We start from the raw sequence: 20,621 nt of genomic DNA, 5'->3' as shown, positions 1-20,621 counted from the left end.
AAATAATATATAGAAAATCTGACTTTTTATAAATAAATTGAATTTTTACGAAATGTAAATGATTTGTAATGTTTTTTTTCGCTAAATTTCATTATAATAAGTGGATATGAGTGTCGTATTTCAATCCAAATGAAGGAGTACAAGAAATGGAGCAAAACCCATCTTTGCAAGAAAATACACGCAGTAAACCGAAAAAAAATAAGAAAAAAATAAAAATTATTATAAGCGCTATACTATTCGTTTTATTAATAGGCGGCGGTTATACTTGGTTTTTAGTAAATAAAGCATCTTCTGCTGTTCGAAATGCCGCACACGATTTAGCACGCGGTGATAAATCTGATTTACGTGATAAGGCTGTAAAACCTATTACAAACAATGTCTCTGTTTTAATAATGGGTGTTGATGAAAGCGATGTCCGTGGAAAAGAATATGGTGAAGCTATAAGAACAGACGCGCTTTTACTTGCAACATTTAATAAAGATAGCAAAACTGTTAAACTATTAAGTATCCCACGTGACACATATACTTATATTCCAATAGAAAAGAAAAAAGATAAAATTACACACGCTCATGCATTCGGTTCTGCTAAAAACGGAAAAAATGGTGGACCACAAGCAAGCATTGATGCAGTTGAAAAATTAATGAATGTTCCTGTCGATTATTTTGTAAAATTCAACTTTAAATCATTTATAAAAATCGTCGATGACTTGGGCGGTGTTGAAGTTGATGTACCAGTTGAATTTACTGAGCAAGATAGCAATGATAATGCTGAGGCAATTCACCTAGAAAAAGGTGTTCAAAAGTTAAATGGCGAAGAAGCTCTTGCTCTTGCTAGAACAAGACACATCGATAGTGATGCAATGCGTGGACAACGTCAACAACTCGTTATCGAGGCTATTTTAAAGAAACTAACAAGTGTTGGTTCTGTAACAAAAGTTGGCAACATCATTGATGATATTAACGGACAATTCGTTACAAACTTAACATTTGATGATATGCTTTCATTCTATAAATATGGATCGGATTCGGAAATTGAGAAATTACAAATCCAAGGTGATGATTGCTATATGGCAAAAGGTGACGATACATGTAGCAAATCTGCTGGTGGTGGTCGAACTTACTACTACAATCCAGATAAAAAAGAATTAGCTAATGTTACAAATGAACTTCGTACTCATCTTGGGCTACCTGCATATACAAAGTCTGACTCAGACTCTGATTCGAAAAAGACAAAAGAATCTAAGTCTGAAAATTCAAGTGAACGCGAATCAAGTAACAATGAAGTGAAAAATAAGAACAAAAATAGCAGTGAAGATACAGAAACATCGTCTAACGACAATGAATAGTAAAGAAGCAGTACTCTATGGAGGTAGAGTACTGCTTCTTTTTATTTCTTCAGAATCAAAAATCAGAACTTTCTAACTATCTTTTTTAATATTTTTAAATTATAATAAATAGTAGCAATCTATTCCAATTATCAGGGGGCTCATACATATGAAAGCTGCAGTAAAACATAACATCTCAGATTTTAAAGACTACTTAAAATCCAACGATATATACATGGAAGAAAATATAGATGAAAATGATGGCTCTGTTCATTTTTCAGTAGGATTAGAGACAGAAGCTGGCGCAAAAATTCAACTTATCGCTGCTTTCCAAAACGAACATCCTACGGTGGATATATACTGCTTCAATGTTGCTCACGTGCCTGATGCAACATCAACAAATGATATTTTACATGTTATTAATGAATTAAACACATCTTATCGCTTTGCAAAATTCACATTAAACAAGCAAAATGCAATTGATATTTCAGCATCTCTTGCATTCTCAGAACCAAACTTTAATCCAGCACTTGTCTTTGAACATACGAGAATGCTATATAAATTAGCAAATGACGAATATAAAAACTTAATGAAAGTTATTTGGGCATAAAGTAAAACTATAATCCGTTAGGTTTACGGACAATAAATAAAAGGATGGGCTGTAAGCAGCACCATCCTTTTATTTTGATATCATATCGATCCACATTTTAACAGCAGTGCCTACAATTAAAGTGGACAATACATATTGCAGTACTTTTTGATTTAACCTCTTCCCGACTCGTGCTCCAAGTGGCGCAGCAAATATACTGGCAACCGCAATAATTAGAGCTGGAATGATAACTACTTGCCCAGTAATCACTTTTCCTGTAGTAATCCCTATTGAGGAAATAAACGTAATAGCGATAGATGTCGCGATCGTCATGCGCAGTGGTAATTTTAAAATAACTAGCATAATGGGAACTAAAAGGAACGAACCTCCAGCTCCTATAATGCCTGAAGCTCCCCCTACAACGAACGCTAACAAGCTTGCTAACCATTTATTATACTTCACATCTCCACTATTATTTTGTTTCGGTACAAACATCATAATAGCTGCAATTGTAGCTAATGCTGCATAAACAACATTGACTGTATGTTCCTCTAATATGTTAGCACCGAAACTCCCTATGAAGCTTCCTATTAATATACTAGCTCCCATATACATAACTAACGTTTTATTCATGTCATTACTTTTCTGGTATGCCCACGCGCCTGCAAAAGTTGCAAAGAATACTTGTACCGCTGTAATACCGCTCACTTCATGTGACGTATAGCCAGTAAATCCTAGCAATACTGGAATGTATAAGATCATCGGATAATTAATAATCGCGCCACCAATCCCAACCATTCCTGATATAAACGATCCTATAAACCCAATTATAAAAAGTAATACGACTAAGCTCATCTTACATCCCCCGCCTTCTAAAAAGAAGGTGATTTAAATGAATAAGTTTACATTCCCATCCGAAGCATCTGCTAAATATGCCCCTACACCTGCAAACTCTACCCCTTCCATAATCTCTTCCTCTTTTAACCCTAATAAATCTACTGTCATTTGACAAGCTACAAGTTTAATTCCTTGTTCTTTCGCCAAATCAATTAAATCTGGCAAAGGCATTGCGTTATGTTTTTTCATAATGCCTTTAATCATCTTCGGCCCCATGCCAGCAAAATTCATTTTGGATAATCCCATCTTATCAGCACCGCGTGGCATCATTTTTCCAAATACTTTTTCTATAAATGTTTTCTTTACATTCACATGTTCATCTTTCCTTAAAGCATTTAATCCCCAGAAAGTATGAAAAATAGTTACCTCTTGATCATACGCCGCTGCGCCATTTGCAATAATATAAGCAGCCATTGCTTTATCGTAATCCCCGCTAAATAAAACGATTGTTGTTTTCTTCTGTTGTTCCATATTGTTCTCCCTCCAATTACCTATAGGGGTATTTATTTATTTATAAAAAGGCCCAAATCACTTACTTCACTATATGACTTTACCTTCCCACGCTAACATACCACCTACCATATTGATTGCTTGAAAACCGTAGCTCTCTAGAAACTGAACTGCTCTTCCACTTCTTCCGCCAGAGCGACAAACGATAATATACTCTTTCTTTTTATCCAACTCATGCATTCGAAACTCTAATAGCCTTAGCGGAATATTACATGCTTCTGGAATTCTCCCTTCTGCTACTTCTTCTACTTCACGGACATCTACGATATTTACTGCTTCTTTACGTAACAATTTTTCTTCTAATTCTTTTGCTGTCATTTCTTTCATTTTAAAGTCCCTCCTCACAAAGCATTCATACCACCCGAAACGTTTATTACTTGCTGAAACCCTAGTTTTTTCAACATCTTTGCAGCTTGCTTACTTCTCATTCCACTTTGGCAAATAACGATTACTTCCTTATTTTTATCTAACTGACTTGCTCTACTAGCTAACTCATTTAACGGGATATTCTGAAATCCTTTCATATGATTTCCTCTATATTCACCTACTGTACGAACATCGATAAGTTGTTTCCCCTTTTTTTCCACTATATTCTTTAATTCTTTTCCACTGATATTTTGCACACCTTTCACTGGTAAAAATCGTGAAATAACAAACCATGCAGCAAGTACAATGAAAAGCGTACTTAATATTGTGTTCATATAACCAACCTCTCTGCATTTATAACAATATTTTTTTCCTACGCCTTCTTAATCCAAAACTTCAGCACATCAGCTTCTTCTACATGCTTTACGATGTCATGACCACTTTTATTTGCCCACGCTGGAATATCCTTAACTGACCCTTTATCCGTTACGTGTATTTCTAACACTTCTCCAGTTTGTAGAGTATCCATTGCTCTCTTTGTTCTTACAATCGGCATTGGACATGCTAAACCTTTCGCATCTAATACTTGTTTTATATTCATCATCAATTCCTCCAATTTGTTATTTTTATAATGACTCATGCACTGCACAACGATTTGGGCCAATCTCCATTTCACGCTCTTCTTCCACACTCGGATGAATTTTCCCCATATTCGTTTGACGAATTTCTTCATATGCATTTGGTTGTGGCGGTAAGTTCTCTGTCACAGTTTTACGAAACTCTATTTCATCAACAATATTTAACCCTACATTCTCTTTAAATAGCTCTTGTAAGCTCGCACTCACAATGCCTCTTTCATCCATTTCACTTATTTTTGAATAATGAGCTGGTAAAACAATTAAATCTTGAGACAGTTCCTTATACAGCGTATATAACGTATTTCGTAAATCACTCACCCAATCTTCAGCCTTACCAGCAAGGTCAGGACGCCCAATTGAATCTACAAATAAAATATCACCTGATAATAAATAAGAATCATCTACAATGAATGACGTACTTCCAATCGTATGCCCTGGTGAGTATAACGCGTCAATTTCAATTTTTGTACCCCCCACCGTAATAACAGATCCTTCTACAAGTGGTTCATATGAGAAAACGACTTCCTCGGCATCTTTTGGCGGTAACCAATACGTACCACCTACCTTTTCAGCTAACTTACGTCCTCCGGAAATATGGTCTGCATGTAAATGTGTATCCATTACATTCGTAATCGTAACGCCATGCTCTTTCGCAAACTCCTCATATGCTTCAACCGTTCTTACTGCATCAATAACTGCTGCTTCACCGTTAGAAACAACCATATAAGATAAACAGCCTTTTCCAAGACGATTAAATTGATATATACTTCCTCCGCCCTGTACATCCCCTACTTTTAACGGCTTCACATATTCACTCCAAGCTTTCATACCACCAGCTAAATAATAAATATTTTGTAATCCCGCCTCTGTTAATTGCTCTGCTACAAATATAGAAGACCCTTCTTTTGCACATACTACTAAAACATCTTTATCTTTAGGTAATTCACTTACAATATGATCTACACCATCTAACAAATCAAAGTAAGGTCTATTAATAGAAGAAACTTGTTTCCCTTCAATTTTCCAATCTTCATAATCCGTCTCATTGCGAACATCTAAAATAAATAACTCTCCGAATAAAACTTTCTCTGCCACATCTTTTGCTTGTAACGGTTTAACATTCATTTAATTACCCCCATAGGTATATTTTCGTTCAAAAAAATTTACTTCTCTATATTCCCTTGCCACTCTACCATACCTGGAATGACATTTTTCACATTTAAATAACCTTTCTCATTCAACATTTGGCAAGCTATATCACTGCGATTACCAGTTCGGCAAATAACATAAATTTGCTTCGTCTCATCTAACACTGCGCTGTCTAATTCACCTAATGGTACCGAAATGGCGGATGGAATATGGCCAAAAGCAAATTCCGCTGCTTCGCGAACATCTAATACAATGCTCTCTTCTCCATGAGACAATATAGACTGTAATTCTGCATTCGTAATTGTATGAGGATATTTCACAACTTCATTCACTTCATGCTCGTTTGCTTTCCTAACATAATGCACCAATACATCCCCCTCTTGTTTCGTCCCGATATATTGATGTCCTACTTTACTCGCCCAACTTTTTATATCTACCGTAGATCCTTTATCTGTTGCCTTAACTTCAATCACTTGCCCTGGTGCCAATCCTTCTATCGCCTTCTTCGTTTTCACAATAGGCATCGGACAAGCCAAACCTTTACAATCTAAACTCATATCCACTTTTATACTCATAATCGATTCCTCCACAATCCATATACATATACCTGCAGGGGTATATTAAAACGTTTTTGAAAATCTGTCAACAATTATGTTTGACAGATTATCGGCTTTTTACAAGTAATTGAACAGCTTCTTTAATTAACTCTTCATTTGAACCATTACCACTTTCAAACTGTTCACGCAAACATTGCTCTAAATTCGTTCCAACAACGAGCCCAATTGTACGATCAAGGGCAGAACGAGATGCCGTTAACTGTGTAATAACTTCTCGGCAATCTTTTCCTTCTTCCATCATACGAAGCACACCACGAACTTGACCTTCAATACGTTTCAATCTATTTTTCATATCTTGATTATATTCCATTCTATAATCACCTCATTACCATTATGTCACCATTTATAACCTATGACAATATATTATACCCTATAGGGTATTTTGTAAACCCCTATTTTTAATTTTTGTCTTATATGTTCGCAAACCAAAAAATAAAACCTTAATCTATAGATTTTCATCTTCCACTAAATCTTGAAGTAGAAGATGAAAAATATCAATATACAACACGTTCTGGCAATACTGTCCCATACAACTTAAAACCACCATCTACATTCTTTACCTTATATCCCTTTTCCATTAACATACGCGCTGCAACATACCCTCTCATACCAAGTTGGCAAGTGATATAAATTTCTTTGTCCATTGGTACTTCATCCAATCGATCACGTAATTCATCTAACGGAATATTAATAGAGCCTTTAATCATTCCCTGTTTTAGTTCATTAGGTTCTCGAACATCAATAAGGTACCCACCATTTTCAACAATGTGATCTATTTCATGCCATTGCACTGTGTCCACAAAACCATCTACTATATTACTTGCAGCATATCCCACCATGTTTACTGGATCTTTTGCAGAAGAATACGGCGGGGCATATGATAATTCTAAATCTGGTAAATCGATTACAGTTAAATTTGCCTTCATTGCCGTTGCAATAACATCGATACGCTTATCTACTCCATCACGCCCTAAAGCCTGTGCTCCGTAAATTTTTCCGCTTTCTTTATTAAAGATTAATTTTATTAGCACTGGCGTAGCATTCGGATAGTATCCCGCATGAGAATTTGCCTGTACATGTACTACCTCATAGGGTATATTTAATCGTTTTAATATTTTCTCATTTACTCCAGTCGAAGCAACTGTTAAATCAAAAACTTTAGCCACAGAAGTTCCCATCGTACCTTTATATAAAGACTCCGTATGACCATGAATAATATCTGCTAACATGCGACCTTGACGATTAGCTGGCCACGCTAAAGGAATCATCGTTTCTGTTTCTGTAACAAAATCTTTCACTTCAATCGCATCACCAATTGCATATACATATGGGTCAGATGTTTGAAATTTCTCATTTACCTTTATCGTTCCTCTAACTCCTAATGCTAATCCTGCATCTTTCGCTAAACTACTCTCTGGTTGTACACCAATTGCTAAAATAATCATATCTGTCTCTATAATTGAACCATTTTTTAAACGTACAACAGTCCCGCTCTCTTCTAATGCATCTACACCATCTTCAAAAACAAGCTCAACATTGTGCACCTTCATATGCTCATGTACATATACTGCCATTTCATAATCGATTGGTGGCATCACTTGATTCGCCATCTCTACAAGAGTAACTTCAATCTCACGTTCTCTTAAATTCTCAACCATTTCCACTCCAATAAATCCACCACCAACAACCGTCGCATGGCGTGGTTTCTTCTCATCAATATACGCTTTTATACGATCTGTATCAGGTACATTTCGTAACGTAAACAACGCCTTCGCTTCTTCAATACCTGGAATAGGTGGAACAATTGGTTTTGCCCCTGGTGAAAGAATTAAAACATCATATTCCTCGTTATATGTTTTACCTGTAGTTACATTCTTTATAGTAATTGTTTTCTCTTCTTTATTAATCTTTACCACTTCACTCAATACACGTATATCTAAATTAAAACGCTTTGACATCCTTTCAACAGTTTGTACTAATAATTTTTGTCTTTCTGTAATGACACCGCCAATATAATATGGCAATCCACAGTTTGCAAATGAAATGTATTCACCGCGTTCAACCATAATAATTTCATCTTCCTCACTTAAACGACGAAGCCTTGCAGCTACTGATGCCCCGCCGGCAACTCCGCCTACTACAACTATTTTTCTGGACATATTTTAAACCTCCATATTATTTAATTTTCTCATGTACCACAAAAACCTATACCTGTATGGGTATATGATAGAGTATAAAAAATTTAATTTCAATCAATATGTCTTTCTTTCACAAATTTGAAACAAATAAAAAAGAACTTAGATATCTTCAAGTTCTTTACGAATGAAGCAATCCATCGTTCCATTTTCATACTTCCTATAATCTCTTTGTAAAACTATACTCCATGTTCCCGCCTAGTGCTGCAGCTGTATCACCAGTTTCTCTAAAATCATGTGTATATATTTTTTCAAATGAATCGAAATCTACTTGCTTATAAAATTCAAAACAAGGGAATCCATCATGCTCTCCTTGAATATCAATACTACCATCCTTTTTCACACATACATGTAATAAATAATCTACAGGAGGTGCATATATATTTAATGGATTACTTGCACTCGCACTCATTTTAAATTGCACACCACCAGGATTCCATACGATATTCGTGCACACAATATTTTCAGTACTCGCTTTTCCTGTTCTTTTATTCACAGAACCATCTGGATTCGTAACCTTCTCTGTCGTAATACCCGTGTTCGCATATGAAAACACTTCTTCTTTATAAAAATCCACTACTACCTCTTGCTCAACTCTAGAGCGCATCGCATTTACCGCATACGGTGTGAATTCACGTGAATCACCTTCGAATTGAATTACTTTTCCTGTTTCCATATCCTTCTTAGCCTCAGTCCAAGACATTGGAATAAATACACTGGCTCTAATTTTCACGATATTAGTCATAAGAAACACCTCTATAATTTTATTTTAGATACGGCATAATCTTGAGTAAAACAGCCCACAATCTCGCTATCATAATAAATAGCTTTCTCTTTTACGCTTGCTACTTCCTTCTGAAAAATAGCGCTATATTTACAGCTAGATTATCGTTTTAAAGCTATATTCCATCTCTCCAGCTAGTGCTGCTGGGGTATCATCCGTTTTTCTGAAATCATGTTTGTATATCAATTCAAACGAACCAAAATCTACTTGTTTATAAAATTCATAGCAAGGGAAACCATCATGTACACCTTCAATATTCACAGTACCACTTTCATTAGCTCGTATAGTCAAAAAATAATCAGCTGCAGGTGCTGCTGCGTTTAAAGGATTACTTGCACTTGCTCTCATTTCAAATGAAACTTCATCTTCACTCCATACAATATTTGTACATACAATGTTTTCTGTACTTGTTTCTCCCTTTTGATACTCAATTGAGCCATCTGGATTTGTAATCTTCACGGTGACGATACAAGCATCTGCATATGTGAAAATTTCTCTTTTATAAAAATCAATATTTACTTCTTGTTCTAACCTTGAACGCTTTGTGTTCACAGCTTGTGGTGTAAACTCACGTGCATCTCCAGCATATTCAAACACTCTTCCTGTTGCAGGGTCCTTAATAGGTTCCAGCGATGCATACGGTGCAAATACACTTCCTCTAATTTTCACGATATTAACCATGTGAAACCTCCATTGATTCTATATTATATAAATCATTATTTGTTCTACCAACATAATATAGTCAATTTGATTGACTATATTATACATAGTACAATAGGTATTATATATAGTCAACTTAATTGACTACAAACGCGGAGGTTATATACATGGATCAAACATTCAACGAGTTAGATCTTACATCGCTTTTATCATTATCATTTAGCACATTAATCACTGAGCTACATGACAAATTAAGTGAATTAGGATTTGAAGATATTAGGCCAGCACATGGTTTTATGTTCAAACGCATCCTTCCTAATGGGGCAACTGGTATAGAGCTAGCTGAGTATTTGGGGATTTCCAAACAAGCTGTAAGTAAAATGGTGGATTCTCTTGAGAGTAATGGCTACGTTACACGCAAAACACATCCTACTGATAAAAGAGGTAAAATCATCGTTTTAACCGAACGTGGTTTGTCAGTAATGAGAGCAAAAGAAGAAATAGTAGCTGAAATAGAACAGCGATGGATTGAAAACATAGGTACAGAACGAATGCAAATGCTGAAAGAGGATTTAACAACATTCGTTACTAAAGAAAATACAGAGAAATTATCATCAAATATACGACCTGTCTGGTAAACAAAAAACGAATCCACTTTGATTCATATTTTTCAAAATGGATTCGTTTTTCTATAGGTGTATTAAAAATCATGAATTTCTTTAAATTTTATTCTACTGACTATATTTTTTACACGTTATATAATTCCATAACTCTCTTCACAACCAACTCCGCAGTATTCTCCTCCGGTGGCATCAATAAATTCGTAACCGGTCCATACACAACAGGGCTTAATTCCACTTCATACCCACCATATGAGAATTCTTCCTTAGTTGGTAAATAACCAATATATCCATTCGTATATCCACCAAAGAAAGCTAATTCATTTTGAAGATTCTCTTTCACTTCTAATGCCGTTTCCGAAAAAGGTTCCATCGGTAAACCTGAAAACATACCATCATTAACTTGAAACAATTGCACTTCTAAATCAATACTTAACCGCCGAATACCTTGCCTATATTTCTCTAATACGATAGTAAGCCATTCGTCCGTATTCACGCCCCACTGCTTCTCGGCTAATCGAGCCATGCTTCGTATCTCATCAAATTCAGGAATATCCTTCAACTTCATTTGCATCATACTCGAAACTGTCCTTAATTTTACAATTGGACTATATGTAACTGTTGGTAACATCGTTAATACATGTCCACTAAGTATGTAAGCCATTTGTTTTAACGCTTCCCTTGAACCGCGATATTTCGCATTCACATTTCCAGCGGCACCTTGAACGATAATAACAGGGCCGTTCACTATCTGCTCTAGAATCTCTCTCGTCATTCCAGGATAATCCGCTGATAATTCATCACTATCACCTTTTAAAACATTCGGATGCGCAGTACAAAATACTAAAACCCCAGATAACTCCTTCGTTTCAGCATCTCTTATTGCTAACATACCAATTCGTTTATCTACAACACCATCTATATTTGTTCCCATCTTCGCTTTTCCATCAGATGTTCTCTCTCTTCGATTAACCCCAATATCACCTGTCGTAACACTCCAGCCAACTTCACATCGCTTCAAGTTTTTATTAGCAGTAACAGCACCATGCACTACATTATTTACTAAAATCGTTTTATACGACTTTACTAAAGGATGATCACCGACTGTTTCCGGCCCAGAGTGTGTATGTGTATAAACAACAGTTATTCGCTCAAATGGCACATGAAGCCTACTTGCTACTCGCCCACGAATCATATTCGTATCTTCTACTAACATCCCAATATTATCAATACTTATAAACACAGTTTTCAGTTCATCTTTTTCAAATACAAAAACTGTCCCATAAATACGCTCTTCAATATTATTTATTCCTGTCTCTCTATGATATCCGACAAAATCAATACCTACAGGCGGCGTAATATCAACCTTACATACCCCTACTTTGCTCATTTTAATCGCTCCATTTCTCTATATAACTCCCTTTTTTCAAGAATAGCATATTTAACTTGGTTCCAAATAAAAAGAACGGACACAGTATCCTATGTCCGTTCTTCCCCTCACACATACTTCCGATGCACCATCTTCCCATCATAAGAAAACACAACGCCCTTACTCTCCACGATGGACTCCATATGCACCGTTCTTCCCCATAGCTGATGAAGATATGGCAATACTTTTTCTAAGTATTTTAAATCGAGCTCGATTCCTTCGTAACTATGTTTAATGTATAATTCTCCGTTCTTTAAGTAGTCTCCATCTTCTACTACTAAATACGGGAACCCACCATTTGTCCGCATATTTACGAGTTGATCACGCACATTTTCCCATTCTTTATCTATTACTTTATATTCTTTTCCTTGGCGCTGGAATAAGTACATATCTTCTCGCATAACAAGATCTTTATTTAAGTAGTTTCTTAGGAACGATACGTCCCATTCAATTTCGCGTACTTCAAACATTTTGTCACGGCCAGATCCTGGTTTTACGCCTCGTCGTTTCATTTCTTCTGTTGGATTGTTGTAACGTTCTTCAATATCTTCAAACATTTTAATACCGAGGTAGTATGGATTAATGCTTGTTTTTGATGGCTGTACAACACCTGCATTTAATTTCGCAAATTCAATTGCTTCATCAGAGGTTAAGTCCATTTCGCGAAGTATGCGTTGATGCCAGTAGGATGCCCAGCCTTCGTTCATGATTTTCGTTTCAAGCTGCGGCCAGAAATATAACATTTCTTCACGCATCATCGTTAATATATCACGCTGCCAATCTTCTAGTTCACGGCTATATTCTTCAATAAAGAGGAGCAGGTCTTTCTCTGGTTGCGGTGGGATCTTCTTCTTTTTGCGTATATTGGATCGTTCTCTCTTTTTGTTTCGATCATCTAAATTCCATAGATCATCGTATTGTGATACCTTTTTCTTTTCTACTTCTTCTAAATCATCAATACTCCACGCAAGTTTGGGACGCATGAGCGACGGGTCAATGTGCTCTTGAATGGCAAGTACGGCATCTAAAAATGTTTCTACTTCTTCTTTTCCGTACTTATGCTCATATGCTTTCACCCGTTCAGCTGTCGCTGACATACTTTCTACCATATCTCGCTTCGTATTTGAAAAACGAATATTATTTTTAAAGAAATCACAGTGCGCTAAAACGTGCGCTACAATTAATTTGTTTTGAATTAAAGAGTTCGTATCTAATAAAAAGGCGTAACATGGATCAGAGTTAATAACGAGTTCGTATATTTTACTAAGTCCTAAATCGTATTGTAATTTCATTCTGAAAAATTGTTTTCCAAAACTCCAATGTGAAAACCTTGTCGGCATCCCATATGCACCAAATGTATAAATAATTTCCGCTGGACATATTTCATAACGCATCGGATAAAAATCAAGCCCAAATCCAGTCGCAATTTCCGTAATTTCCGCAATCGCATATTGCAGTGCTTTATCGTCACTTGCTCTCATTATTTTCCCTCCTTACACTTTCCCTTAAGAAAGTGTATGATGAAGAACAAGCTTTCATGAGGATTGATTGCATAATAAAAAGACACCCTCGTAAAAACGAGAATGTCTCATCTATTAACCTTCAATAATCTCCATCTTCTCCATAATTGGAGTACGAGCTTTTCCTTCTGGTGCTTTATCGAAATAGCCGATATGAAGAATTCCAACGATACGTTGGCCTCTTGTTAAACCGATTCCTTCTATAAATAATGGATTGTAGTTTAATCCGCCTGATTTCCAAACGCAACCTAATCCGCGTTCCCAAGCAAGAAGTTGGAAGTTTTGCATGAATGCACATGTTGCAGCATAATCTTCATCACGTTGAATTTGACGCGGATCTTCATTTATATATACAACGATTTGTGCAGGCGTGCTTAAAAAACGATCTGATAAAATTTTACCGCGTTTCGCTCTTTCTTCTTCTGTGAAAGAGTTTAATACTGCATCTACTAATTTCTTGCGGCCTTCTCCGATGTATAGTTTACAATTCCATGGTTCACGGTGCTTATGATTTGGTGCCCATGTTGCATCATTTAATAGTTCAATTAATAAATCTTTTTCTACTGCTTTGTCTGTAAATGTACGAACAGAGCGCCTTTCTTTAATCACATTAGCGATGGAAGTATATGTAGTCATATTTATCTCTCCCTTATTTTTATCTATATGTATAAGTTTATCGTCAGTATTGATATTGATTTTCAATTTCGATTATACCTTAGTTTTTTACTATTAATCAATGTTTTATGTTGGAAAACTTCTAAAAACGTCATTCCATGCTGTGAATAAAAAAACTTAACTTGTTCACAAGTATTTCACATTTTATGGAAATGATATGTGTACAGTTTTCCACACTATCCATCTAGGAGGAGTTTACATGTACAAAAAAATCGCGGTAAGTATGACTATGGCAGCATTATTATGTGGGATATCCACCTTCCCTACGTCCGCTGCCACACCAAAAGAAGTAACAATGCATCACCATAAACCAATTTCAGAAGAAGAAATGCAGTCGCTAGAAAAACTCGGCTATAACAAACATGAAATTTGGAAAGCTGCTCATATTGCAAGAATCAGTAAACAAGAAATAAAAGGTGTTTTATCTTACTATAAGCAAAATAAATCTTGGGAGAAAACAGCCGAGCATTTCGGTGTAGATCCAAGTAACCTGAAAAAGCATCATATGAGTAAAGAAACAAAGCAAGCACTGCTACAACAGTTAGCAACTATGCAAAAATCCACACCGGATCAGCTAAAACAAAAAATGAAAGAATATAACATCAAATTGCGTCATCTTACTGTGTTAACAATCATCTCTCAAAAAAGCAATACCCCTCTTGATGATGTATTAAAAATGAAAAAAGATGGAATGGACATTAAACAAATTGCCGAAAAATTAAATGTAAAAAGAGAAGATATAAGAGCGGAAATGTTGAAATTAGTGAAGTCTATTAAAGAAAAGAAAACAAATTAACACGCTAAAAAGGAAGAGGTATTCACTACTCTTCCTTTTCTTTATAAACTTTCAACTTTGAAGTATAAATTTCCGTCTTTCCCAAAAACTAACACAAGTAAATGACGTATGTTAGGGGTGAGAAAATGTTCGGTTTATCATCTAAGAAATCAAAAAAGACTAATACAAAAACACTTTGTTCTATTCCAGAATTTATACAAACCATGAAAGAATCAAGCGATTTTGTCTCTTATAACATACTTAAAGATGAAACGTTGTGCTTGTTTTATTATAAATCTGTCGTGGAAGCACTTATTATTAAACAATTCATTTTAACTCCTATAAAAAAGGAATCGGAACAAATTCAAAACATCTCTGATTTATGTAATATCATCTCTATTGAAGACATTATTACCTCCCCTTCTATTGATGATATTCGTGAAAAATTATTAGGTGGATATATTTTAATACGATTAAAAAACAATGCGAATCCTGATCAATATGCTTTAATTCGTGCCGAAAGTACTGTTTTAGGAAAACGATTATATAACGATACAGAAAATGAGTATAGTGTAATCGGGCCTAAAATCGGTTTCGTTGAAAATCTTGATACAAATATCCACTTATTGCGCCGAAATATCGTAACAGAGCAACTCATTTTTAAAGAAGTTACCGTCGGATCTATATCAAAAACGAAAGTAGCAGTTGCTTATATAGAAGGAATTACAAATGAACAATTTGTCAACACCGCAATTCAACGGCTAGAAGACATTGACTTTGATGTCCCATTTGATTCAACTATGATTGAGCAATTTATTAGTGATAATAGCAATTCACCTTTTCCTGTTCTATTACCTACAGAACGATTAGATCGAGCTGTATTTGCATTAATTAATGGGGAAGTTTTAATCTTAACAGATGGCTCTCCATATGCTTTATCAGGACCAACAACGTTACTGGATTTTTTCATTTCACCAGAAGATTATTATTTACCGTGGATGATTGGATCGTTCTTTCGTATTATTCGTTTTTTCGGAGCTATATTTTCTCTTTTTTCCTCCGCTATTTATACAGCGGCTTTAACATATCATTATCAAATGATCCCTGCCGATTTACTAGGTCCTATTATTTTCTCGAGAGCTAACGTACCTTTCCCTCCTATTCTAGAAGCACTCTTTTTAGAAATTACAATTGAATTGCTCCGTGAAGCTGGAGCGCGTTTACCGACAAAAGTCGGACAAACAATCGGGATTGTTGGGGGGATTGTAATTGGCCAAGCATCCGTGGAGGCAGCTTTGACAAGTACAATTTTATTAATTGCAGTTGCTTTATCCGCTCTTGCATCTTTCACAACACCAACAGTAAAGATGTCTTCTACTATCCGGTTGTTACGCTTTCCGCTTATTCTTTTAGCCGGTGCATTCGGAGGATTAGGCCTCGCTGTCGGATTTGTATTTATTTTAGCTCATTTAATTAAATTAAAATCGCTTGGATCACCTTATTTGTTACCTTTATATCCATTTCGTGGTTTAGGTACAGCAGAAGGTTTTCTTCGATTACCATTTAGTCAAACGGCACAAAGACCTTCTTTTCTTAGACCAAAATCAAAATGGCGCTACAATCCAAACAAATCGAAGCAAAAACGTGATGGTGAGAATGAATGAAGAAAATTTTATTGCACCTTATTATCATTATCTTCTTCATTTTACAAACTGGCTGTACACAAACGTATATAGTGGATACGCAGCGTATTATTCATGTCGCTGGATTTGACATCACAAAAAACAAAAGATTCCAAGGAACTATTCTCTTCCCAGAGTACACACATGGTGTAAAGTCTAAACCAGAAACTCAATCAACATCTGCCCGTTCACTTGAGACAATCGCTTCACGATTAAATGCAAAATCACCTCACAATGTCGTTGTAGGTCAAATGCGTGTCGTCCTATTTGGAAAGGCTCTAGGAGAACGCGGAATGGGAGAGATTATTACTAACTTACAACGTGACCCAAATATCGGGCGCGATGTACAACTAGCAATTGTAGATGGATCAGCTGAGAAACTTTTAAATTACGGAAAAAAAAATGGATCTTTATACATTGCTGATTTACTTGAACAAAATATCCGAAATGAGAACATTCCACAAACCGCATTAGACATTTTTTTATATAATTACTACTCTTCTGTATGTGATGCCTATGTCCCTTATCTTAAAATGGACGATAATCATTCCGTCGCTGTCAAAGGACTTGCTTTTTTAAAAGGCGATAAAGTCGTTATGTATACGGATAAAAGACATTCTGTTTTAGCAAAATTACTTATTAACCCTACGAAAAATGGACGTTACGAAGCAGCGATAACAAAGGATAAACATAAAGGTATGGTTGTTATACAAAACTTAGCTGGGGAAAATAAGTATGATATAGATCAAACTGGCGACATACCAAAAGTAAAAATCCATTTAAAATTAAATGGATTAATTAAAAACTCTCCAAATTGGATTGATCTAAGAAAAAAAACAAATATCAACTATATAAAAAAACAAATTGAACGAAATGTTGAAAAAGACTGTGAAGATTTAATAAAACAATTTCAAGAAAAGAAAATTGATCCTTTAGGAATACGAGATGAAATTAGAAGCCATACGAGAAAATGGAATATAAAACAAATTCGAAATATGTATCAAAACGTAGCGGTGGATATAAATTTAGATCTTAATATTGTACAATCTGGAATCGGGGAATAGTGAGGTGAAATGAGCAATGAATACAATGAATAAAACAAAAACTGTCTCTCCATATTTTGCATTTATTTTATTGCATTCTCTCCAAATCGGAATAGGAATTCTCGGATATCAACGTGTAATTTTGAAAAATGCAGGTTATGATGCTTGGATTTCTCTTATTATTGCAGGTATTGCAACTCATATTGTACTGTTTTGTATGTTAAAAATGCTTGAAAAAGACGGAGATTTAATTAGCATTCATACAACAACCTTTGGAAAATGGATTGGCTCTATATTTTCTGTAATTTTCACTCTCTATTGCTTATTATTTTGCCTTACTGTTCTTCGTACATATATGGAAGTAATACAAGTTTGGATCTTTCCTACCATTAAGTTATGGAAACTTACGCTTATGTTTTTGTTAGTCACTTACTACATTATAAAAGGTGGCTTCCGTTCTGTGACAGGGATATGTTTTTGGGGTATTGTTCTTCCTATGTTCGTTGTATTCTTTTTAGTCTATCCGATGAAGTATGCACATTTTCGTAATATTTTACCTATTTTTACACATTCCCCTTTCGACATACTTGTGTCAGCAAAACAATCTGCATTAGAATTTCTCGGATTTGAAACAATTCTTATCTTCTATCCCTTTATTGAAAAAGGAAAATCTTTAAAAAGATGGGCTCACGCAGGGATTGTTTTTAGCACTCTAATTTATGTAGTTTTAGCTATTGTATCATTTATGTATTATAGTGAAGGACAATTGAATCACACTATTTGGCCTACTTTAACGATGTTAAAAATAATTAAAGTTCCTTTTATTCAACGGTTCGAATATATTATTATTTTTGTTTGGTTTTTAATAATTTTGCCGAATCTTTGTTTAACTATTTGGTCATCATGTCAAACGATGAAGCGTTCCTTTCATATTTCATTTAAATTTACACTACCATTTTTTATTTTCATCGTTTTTACAGCTTCTTTATTTTTTAAAAATCGGGAAAGTATCAACGCATTAAATACTGTACTATCTCAAGCGGGATTGTATATTGTATACGCTTATATCCCACTTTTATTTCTATTCCATTCGCTAAGATGGCGCTTCAAAAATCAGTCAAAAAAATCTTCAACCGATACACCGTAATCTCTGATACAATTTGATTAATACATTTGTAAAGGGGACAAGCGAATGAAAAAGTATGTATTTTCTTTACTTGCAGTACTGAGCTTAATTCTTGCTGGATGCGGAAGTACTGGTACAAATGACCAAAAATCTTCTGAATCAAAAAAAGAAGAACATGACCACGCATCGCACACTCAGCAAGCTGACATTCAAGAGAAAACAAAAGGAGTCGACACACTTCCTACCTTCCTAGATAAGCTTGATCCACAAATGAAAGATATCTACACTGTCGCTGGACAAAATGCAGAGCTATTAGATTGGATTCCATGCTATTGTGGTTGCGGCGAAAGTGTAGGACATAAAAATAATAAAAACTGCTTTATTCGTGAAATTAAAAAGAATGGTGAAGTTGTTTGGGATTCCCACGCAACGACTTGCGTCAATTGCCTAGAAATCGCAGTTGAATCTGCTTCCATGAAACAAAAAGGAAAATCAACGCTAGAAATTCGTAACTATATCGATAATAAATATAAAGAAGGCTATGGCAAACCAACACCTACGCCAATGCCAAAAGCTTAAAAAACGAGGAAACTCCTCGTTTTTTCTTTTCATTCACTTTTTTTCTTAACAAATTCTTTCAAGTGTATTTCCCCTTACTTATCACACACTATATATAACTCTCGGTAAGGAGGGTACACAGTGCAAACATATAACGACTATGATAAAGCTCTCTATTACACGTATTGCTGTAATTGGGATAAATTACTCGTTCTCATGGTTCAAACGAACGATCAATTATTTTCTAAGCGTATTGAGCATTTTTTACACGCTTATCAATACAGCAAGGAACTACCAGAAGTTGATAAACAATTGCAGCTCCTATTTCAATATATTGACCATGCATCCCAAAAGTCGCATGTAGAAGAAGTAGAACAAATTCAAATGTAAAATATAGCGCTATTCTCTTCCGGAGAATGGCGCTTTTTTAAAATGTTTATATCAATAAAAGTTTCTCCTTATAAAACTTTTATTGATAAACATATTTTTTCTTTCTTTTCCATACCACTTCATACTATAATTTAGTATGTAACTATTATAAGAGAGGTATAAAATATGGGACGAGAAAAAAAGCAAGAATATGCTTTACTTACCGCATGGGGAGCTTCTTTTATCGCTACACTGGGAAGTCTTTATTTTTCCGAAATCATGAAATTTGAGCCTTGTGTTCTTTGTTGGTATCAACGTATTTTTATGTATCCATTCGTTTTATGGCTCGGTATCGCTGTAGCAAAGAAAGACTATCGCATCGCAACTTATTCTTTACCAATCGCAACTATTGGTGCTTGTATTTCTTTATATCACTATGCAATTCAAAAAGTCGCAGCATTTTCAGCTGCTGGGGCAGCTTGTGGACGTGTACCATGTACGGGAGAATACATAAACTGGTTCGGCTTTGTGACAATCCCGTTTTTAGCACTTATCGGCTTTATTACAATCGCTGTTTGTAGCTTTATTGTCATCAAAAACAAATAAGGAGATGAAAGAATGAAAAAAATGCTTATATTTGGTGGTATTATTATCGCCTTGTTTGCGGCAATTTTCGCTGTAACACAAATGGAAGAAAAAAAAGCTTCAACTAGCCAAAAAATTGATAATGCTACTGGTAGTCAAACAGATGGTCCTGACTACTACACAAATAAAATCTCTCTTTCAGATCTTCAAAAGAACTTAAAAGAGAAAAAAGAAGAAACAGTATACTTTTATCAAACATCTTGCGTTCATTGCCAAAAATTATCTCCTGTCGTAGTGCCAATGGCTAAAGACTTGAACGTTGATATGAAAGTTATGGATATTGAAAAATTAGATGTTCCTTGGGATGAATATAAAATTCAAGGTACACCAACAATCATTCATTTTAAAGATGGCAAAGAAGTGAGCCGTATTAGCGGTGAACAGCCGAAAGACAAATTAAAAGAATGGCTTGAACAAACGAAAAAGTAATAAGAAAAGGAAACTCCTTC

At 35.2% G+C, this 20,621-nt stretch carries 25 protein-coding genes; 11 read left to right on the top strand and 14 right to left on the bottom strand.

Features of this window, described 5'->3' with window-relative positions; translation table 11 throughout:
* The first annotated feature begins 146 nt into the window (after positions 1–146).
* Both ACQRBL_RS04050 and ACQRBL_RS04045 read left to right on the top strand, forming a co-directional pair.
* Entirely contained in the window at positions 147–1,346 is a 1,200-nt protein-coding gene (locus tag ACQRBL_RS04050) for an LCP family protein (protein ID WP_000437406.1), read from the top strand.
* A gap of 148 nt (positions 1,347–1,494) precedes the next feature.
* On the top strand, positions 1,495–1,935 hold the full coding sequence (locus ACQRBL_RS04045; protein WP_000642361.1) for a hypothetical protein: 441 nt from the start codon (positions 1,495–1,497) through the stop codon (positions 1,933–1,935).
* Between the two features lie 69 nt (positions 1,936–2,004).
* On the opposite strand, the gene ACQRBL_RS04040 is transcribed toward ACQRBL_RS04045, so the two are convergent.
* From ACQRBL_RS04040 to ACQRBL_RS03990, 11 genes are all read right to left on the bottom strand, one after another.
* Positions 2,005–2,769, bottom strand: coding sequence for a sulfite exporter TauE/SafE family protein (locus ACQRBL_RS04040; RefSeq protein ID WP_098564098.1), 765 nt, complete (start codon positions 2,767–2,769; stop codon positions 2,005–2,007).
* Positions 2,770–2,802: 33 nt separating this feature from the next.
* Complete coding sequence (locus tag ACQRBL_RS04035) at positions 2,803–3,282, bottom strand: DsrE/DsrF/DrsH-like family protein (RefSeq protein ID WP_000437741.1); 480 nt, start codon at positions 3,280–3,282, stop codon at positions 2,803–2,805.
* Between the two features lie 69 nt (positions 3,283–3,351).
* A complete protein-coding gene (locus ACQRBL_RS04030) occupies positions 3,352–3,648 on the bottom strand; it encodes a rhodanese-like domain-containing protein (protein ID WP_000661802.1) in 297 nt (98 codons plus the stop codon).
* Between the two features lie 14 nt (positions 3,649–3,662).
* On the bottom strand, positions 3,663–4,022 hold the full coding sequence (locus ACQRBL_RS04025) for a rhodanese-like domain-containing protein (protein ID WP_001092322.1): 360 nt from the start codon (positions 4,020–4,022) through the stop codon (positions 3,663–3,665).
* A 38-nt stretch (positions 4,023–4,060) separates the two neighbouring features.
* Positions 4,061–4,291, bottom strand: a complete 231-nt coding sequence (locus ACQRBL_RS04020; RefSeq protein ID WP_014481958.1) for a sulfurtransferase TusA family protein — start codon at positions 4,289–4,291, stop codon at positions 4,061–4,063.
* Positions 4,292–4,313: 22 nt separating this feature from the next.
* Positions 4,314–5,450: an MBL fold metallo-hydrolase gene (locus tag ACQRBL_RS04015; protein ID WP_001101341.1), complete on the bottom strand. Its 1,137-nt coding sequence runs from the start codon at positions 5,448–5,450 to the stop codon at positions 4,314–4,316.
* 38 nt (positions 5,451–5,488) lie between these two features.
* Positions 5,489–6,049, bottom strand: a complete 561-nt coding sequence (locus tag ACQRBL_RS04010) for a sulfurtransferase TusA family protein (RefSeq protein WP_000023953.1) — start codon at positions 6,047–6,049, stop codon at positions 5,489–5,491.
* A gap of 88 nt (positions 6,050–6,137) precedes the next feature.
* On the bottom strand, positions 6,138–6,401 hold the full coding sequence (locus ACQRBL_RS04005) for a metal-sensitive transcriptional regulator (RefSeq protein ID WP_000456206.1): 264 nt from the start codon (positions 6,399–6,401) through the stop codon (positions 6,138–6,140).
* Positions 6,402–6,585: 184 nt separating this feature from the next.
* Entirely contained in the window at positions 6,586–8,250 is a 1,665-nt protein-coding gene (cdr, locus tag ACQRBL_RS04000) for a CoA-disulfide reductase (RefSeq protein ID WP_065482277.1), read from the bottom strand.
* Positions 8,251–8,446: 196 nt separating this feature from the next.
* Positions 8,447–9,031 (bottom strand): DUF3238 domain-containing protein, encoded by a 585-nt coding sequence (locus ACQRBL_RS03995; RefSeq protein WP_000182102.1) that lies wholly within the window; start codon positions 9,029–9,031, stop codon positions 8,447–8,449.
* Between the two features lie 135 nt (positions 9,032–9,166).
* Positions 9,167–9,751 carry a DUF3238 domain-containing protein gene (locus tag ACQRBL_RS03990; RefSeq protein WP_000247262.1) on the bottom strand — a complete coding sequence of 195 codons (585 nt, stop codon included), beginning with the start codon at positions 9,749–9,751 and terminating at the stop codon, positions 9,167–9,169.
* Between the two features lie 146 nt (positions 9,752–9,897).
* Here ACQRBL_RS03990 and ACQRBL_RS03985 point away from each other — a divergent pair, with 146 nt between their 5' ends.
* Positions 9,898–10,368, top strand: a complete 471-nt coding sequence (locus tag ACQRBL_RS03985; protein ID WP_000372892.1) for a MarR family winged helix-turn-helix transcriptional regulator — start codon at positions 9,898–9,900, stop codon at positions 10,366–10,368.
* A 109-nt stretch (positions 10,369–10,477) separates the two neighbouring features.
* On the opposite strand, the gene ACQRBL_RS03980 is transcribed toward ACQRBL_RS03985, so the two are convergent.
* The 3 genes from ACQRBL_RS03980 to ACQRBL_RS03970 all read right to left on the bottom strand — a co-directional run bounded on the left by ACQRBL_RS03980 (position 10,478) and on the right by ACQRBL_RS03970 (position 13,935).
* Entirely contained in the window at positions 10,478–11,740 is a 1,263-nt protein-coding gene (locus tag ACQRBL_RS03980) for a neutral/alkaline non-lysosomal ceramidase N-terminal domain-containing protein (protein ID WP_411996096.1), read from the bottom strand.
* Positions 11,741–11,847: 107 nt separating this feature from the next.
* The gene (spoVR, locus tag ACQRBL_RS03975) at positions 11,848–13,260 is read right to left on the bottom strand and encodes a stage V sporulation protein SpoVR (RefSeq protein ID WP_001202719.1); all 1,413 of its coding nucleotides are present in this window, start codon (positions 13,258–13,260) and stop codon (positions 11,848–11,850) included.
* A 114-nt stretch (positions 13,261–13,374) separates the two neighbouring features.
* Complete coding sequence (locus ACQRBL_RS03970) at positions 13,375–13,935, bottom strand: nitroreductase family protein (RefSeq protein ID WP_000214818.1); 561 nt, start codon at positions 13,933–13,935, stop codon at positions 13,375–13,377.
* A gap of 238 nt (positions 13,936–14,173) precedes the next feature.
* On the opposite strand from ACQRBL_RS03970, the gene ACQRBL_RS03965 reads away from it, so the two are divergent.
* The 8 genes from ACQRBL_RS03965 (at position 14,174) to ACQRBL_RS03930 (ending at position 20,601) form a co-directional block, all read left to right on the top strand.
* Positions 14,174–14,770, top strand: a complete 597-nt coding sequence (locus ACQRBL_RS03965) for a hypothetical protein (protein ID WP_142306936.1) — start codon at positions 14,174–14,176, stop codon at positions 14,768–14,770.
* 125 nt (positions 14,771–14,895) lie between these two features.
* Entirely contained in the window at positions 14,896–16,413 is a 1,518-nt protein-coding gene (locus tag ACQRBL_RS03960; protein WP_000467487.1) for a spore germination protein, read from the top strand.
* On the top strand, positions 16,410–17,495 hold the full coding sequence (locus ACQRBL_RS03955) for a Ger(x)C family spore germination protein (protein WP_097821446.1): 1,086 nt from the start codon (positions 16,410–16,412) through the stop codon (positions 17,493–17,495). Before ACQRBL_RS03960 ends, ACQRBL_RS03955 begins: the two co-directional genes overlap by 4 nt.
* A 16-nt stretch (positions 17,496–17,511) precedes the next feature.
* Positions 17,512–18,621: a GerAB/ArcD/ProY family transporter gene (locus tag ACQRBL_RS03950; protein ID WP_001095035.1), complete on the top strand. Its 1,110-nt coding sequence runs from the start codon at positions 17,512–17,514 to the stop codon at positions 18,619–18,621.
* A gap of 45 nt (positions 18,622–18,666) precedes the next feature.
* Positions 18,667–19,179, top strand: a complete 513-nt coding sequence (locus ACQRBL_RS03945; protein WP_000761026.1) for a PCYCGC domain-containing protein — start codon at positions 18,667–18,669, stop codon at positions 19,177–19,179.
* A gap of 120 nt (positions 19,180–19,299) precedes the next feature.
* Positions 19,300–19,548, top strand: coding sequence for a YhdB family protein (locus ACQRBL_RS03940; protein WP_001195459.1), 249 nt, complete (start codon positions 19,300–19,302; stop codon positions 19,546–19,548).
* 165 nt (positions 19,549–19,713) lie between these two features.
* A complete protein-coding gene (locus tag ACQRBL_RS03935) occupies positions 19,714–20,133 on the top strand; it encodes a disulfide oxidoreductase (protein WP_000532267.1) in 420 nt (139 codons plus the stop codon).
* 12 nt (positions 20,134–20,145) lie between these two features.
* Complete coding sequence (locus ACQRBL_RS03930) at positions 20,146–20,601, top strand: thioredoxin family protein (protein WP_000738432.1); 456 nt, start codon at positions 20,146–20,148, stop codon at positions 20,599–20,601.
* Positions 20,602–20,621: the final 20 nt, after the last annotated feature.

The organism is Bacillus sp. AF62, from assembly GCF_050312695.1.
In the GTDB taxonomy this organism is placed as follows: Bacteria; Bacillota; Bacilli; order Bacillales; family Bacillaceae_G; genus Bacillus_A; species Bacillus_A cereus.
Note: the sequence above shows the minus strand (reverse complement) of the source record. Positions and strands in the feature narration are given on the sequence as shown.